This window comes from Bacteroidia bacterium, assembly GCA_019695265.1.
Lineage (GTDB): Bacteria > Bacteroidota > Bacteroidia > JAIBAJ01 > JAIBAJ01 > JAIBAJ01.
On record JAIBAJ010000193.1, the window covers coordinates 1 to 3,501 of the forward strand.

The 3,501-nt window shown below is 41.8% G+C and carries 1 protein-coding gene; it reads left to right on the plus strand.

Annotated features, from left to right (window positions below; translation table 11 throughout):
• Positions 1–341: 341 nt before the first annotated feature.
• The coding region (locus K1X82_15190) for an SNF2 helicase associated domain-containing protein (GenBank protein ID MBX7183455.1) at positions 342–3,501 on the plus strand (3,160 nt) is incomplete at its 3' end.

Below are 3,501 nucleotides of genomic sequence, written 5' to 3' on the forward strand. Positions count from 1 at the left end.
CCCTTCCGCCTGCCAAATTCCTGCAAACCCAACCTTCAGGCAAATGGCGTTCGGGTCACGCTATCGCCTGTAGTCCTCGTCCCCCTAGGCTAACGCCGTCGGGGTCCTGTGGGCTACTTGGCTCTATCGTTGCCCGAGGGTGCAAACCCGAATTGCCTGCCAACATACAAAGTTCGGGTAAGTGCCTGATCTGCTTGAAGCCAATTTGAAGTACTCAGGGGCTATCGCTATCAGGTTATCACTGCCTTTTCGTCCTGATTTCCTAAAAATACTAAATTTACTTTTCTCTCTTTGTAGTTTCTGGCAGCGAAAGCACTACTTTTGCGGTTTATTTAAGGCGAATGCAAGCTATTGCCAGTGCAATTGAAAAATACATCAAAAGGCTAAATACCGAAAGCGTTACCCGGGGAAGAAGGATTCTTTTAAATCAGGGGGTTAGACCGGTAAAGTTGGAGATTGAAAAGCGAAATGCACTGTTTAAGGTGTCAAGCGAAAGTTTTATGGGTGAATATACCGTTAGCCTCATGGGATTTACCCATTTTGATACGGTAAAAAACAATTGTACCTGTCCGGTTGGATTTAATTGTAAACACGTTGTTGCTTCCTTGCTTTATCTCAAAAACCACTTGTCATCTCCGGTTGTTCCGCTTACTGCTGAGGATAAAGCAGAGGAAATTGCAGCAATAAAAATTCCGGTTGAATGGCAGGAAACAAAACTCCTTGACCTGGATTCGGATACCATCTCAAAAACTGCCGGCCGCAATGAATGGCAATTAGGATATACCATTTTTATGAAAAACCTGGTTTTTGTGCAAACCGCCGAAAACCGAAAAGTAACAGCCCAAGTGCTGGATGGTGAAAGTACATTTCAACTCGAACTCGAAAAACTTGAAATGGGCCCCATCCAGTCAAAATGCGATTGCCGTAAACGAACGTTCGCCCTCTGCGAACACAAAGTAGCCCTTGCTCTTACTCTGAATAAACGCTTTGGCCGCAACTACCTCGACTCTTTGGTAGATCCCAATACTCAAAAACGTCAACTTCTGGCCGAATACGGCTATACCCTCGAAGATTCATGGGCCGATAAGTTTCAATTCTCCAGCTTTGGTGGTAAGGTAAAATTGGTGGTGCTGGATCATAGCCTTCGAAAATTATCTGAATTCGAAAATTGGGGTCGATTTCATCAGAAAATCGGAATTAAAATCAATCCGGGTCGACCACTCAATGAACATTTGCCTATCCGTTCCTATGATGCAGATACCGGTGTGGGATTTGTTCTGAAAACAGATTTGGATACTTTTCCTTATTTTTCACTGAAACCGGTTACCGGAAAACTGAAAAAGGATAAAAAATCTTTTGTTTCAAACCTGGAAGAGTTTTTCCCCGATTTTCCTCCTTCCTTAATTAGCTATACCGAACAACAAAAACAACTCATAGACCTTTGTAGTAAGCTAAGCCCTAAATCCATCGTAGGGTATTTTAATACCTTCTCGGTCCGTAACCTGAATTCTATCAGTGCCGAAGATGCCTTTGCTTACTCCAATATGTTTTCGGATGAGGAATTATTTGAACTTAGAAAGTTTGTTCATGGACTCATCCTCACACACCTGGATACTTTGTCGAAAGAAGAAATGTTGTTCTTTTCACCTCAACAGGTGGGAATAGGATTGCGTTCGCTTGAACCACTTTCCGTTATGCCTTTGCCTGTTGAAGTTTGTGTGAAAGTGCAGGAGGATAAGGAATTTATTTGGGCTAGTCTCGAATTTTGGTACAATGGCGAAGAATTGAGGGACCCACTGAAAATTCGTTCGGAATTCTTTTTAACCCATGGTAACGCGCTTTATCTCCCCAAAAATCCGGGCGACTCTGCCTTGATTGCTGAGTTTGGCGAAGAAAATTGCATCAAATCAAATATCAGGGATAAAGATGCATTTATGGAGAAATTTGTTTTGCCTATACAACATTCCAACCGATTAAATCTACCCGAAAAAGTAATAACCAAGTCGGAAGGTAGCTCCTTTAAACCCTTGGTTTATTTGGCCGAACTGAATAACACTCACCTGCTTCTTACCCCGGTGTTCCGCTACGGAACTACCTTGGTGGAACGCGATGGTCGTACAACCATTTGGGCTAAAAATTCCAAGAAATTTAGCATAATTGAACGGGATTTGGAAAAAGAAGATGACTTTTTTAAAGCCGTTCAAAACCTGCATCCTAAGTTTGAAACCCAAAAAAATAGAGAGTTTTTTCACCTGCTGTTTGATGATGCCCTCGAAGGTGGATGGTTTTTTAACCTCTTTGAACAATTGAAAAGCCTGGGCGCCGATGTACTTGGATTAAAAGAACTTCAGCATTTTAAATACAACCCCAATAAACCTACAGTTAAATTAACCATTGGTAGCGGAATAGACTGGTTTGATGTTAACGTAGAAGTGAGTTTTGGTGATCAGTATATTACCCTGAAAGAGCTTCGGAAAGCTGTATTAAATGACCAAAAGTTTGTGCAACTGGAAGATGGCACCTTGGGAATTCTGCCGGAAGAATGGTTGAATAAATACCGAACTATGCTGAAATTGGCAAAGTTTGAAAAAACAGGTATGAAGGTGAGTAAACACCACTTTTCATTGGTGGATGAACTATACGAACAAATAGATGATTCTGCGGTGAGAATGGAATTGGATGAAAAACGGGAAAAACTGAAGAATTTTAATAAAATTACCCAGGTTGAAATTCCGATCGGTATTAAAGCAGATTTGAGACCTTACCAAAAAGCAGGGGTTAATTGGCTGAATTTCTTGAATGAATTTCGATTTGGTGGCTGCCTCGCCGATGACATGGGCCTGGGGAAAACTTTACAGGCTCTCACTTTTCTTCAACATTATCGAACTTCTCAGAATTCCGGTTTGCCTTCCATAGTGGTTTGCCCAAATACACTCGTGTTTAACTGGGAAAATGAAATAAAAAAGTTTTGCCCCGACATGAAATATACCATTCATCATGGGCAACAACGAAAACTGGGTCCCGAAAACTTGCTTAAATCCGACTTGGTTATTACGACCTATGGCACCCTTCGCAGCGATATTGAATGGATGAAGGATATAATGTTCGGTTACACTGTTTTAGATGAGAGTCAGGCTATCAAAAACCCGGAAGCTAAAATTACCAAGGCAGTTAACCTCATTCAATCCAAACATAAGTTAATTTTGACAGGAACCCCGGTGCAAAACAATACCTTCGACCTGTACGCTCAAATGAATTTCCTGAATCCCGGAATGCTTGGAGGAATGGATTTCTTCAAGGAAAATTTTGCCCTGCCCATTGACCGCGATCGAAGTGAAGAGAAATCTAATGAACTAAAAAGACTGATTTATCCCTTTATGCTCCGTCGTACCAAAGAGCAAGTTGCTAAAGACCTTCCGGAGAAAACCGAAATGGTTCTTTGGTGCGAAATGGGCGCTAATCAACGTCGGGTGTATGATGCTTTTCGCAACGAATACCGCG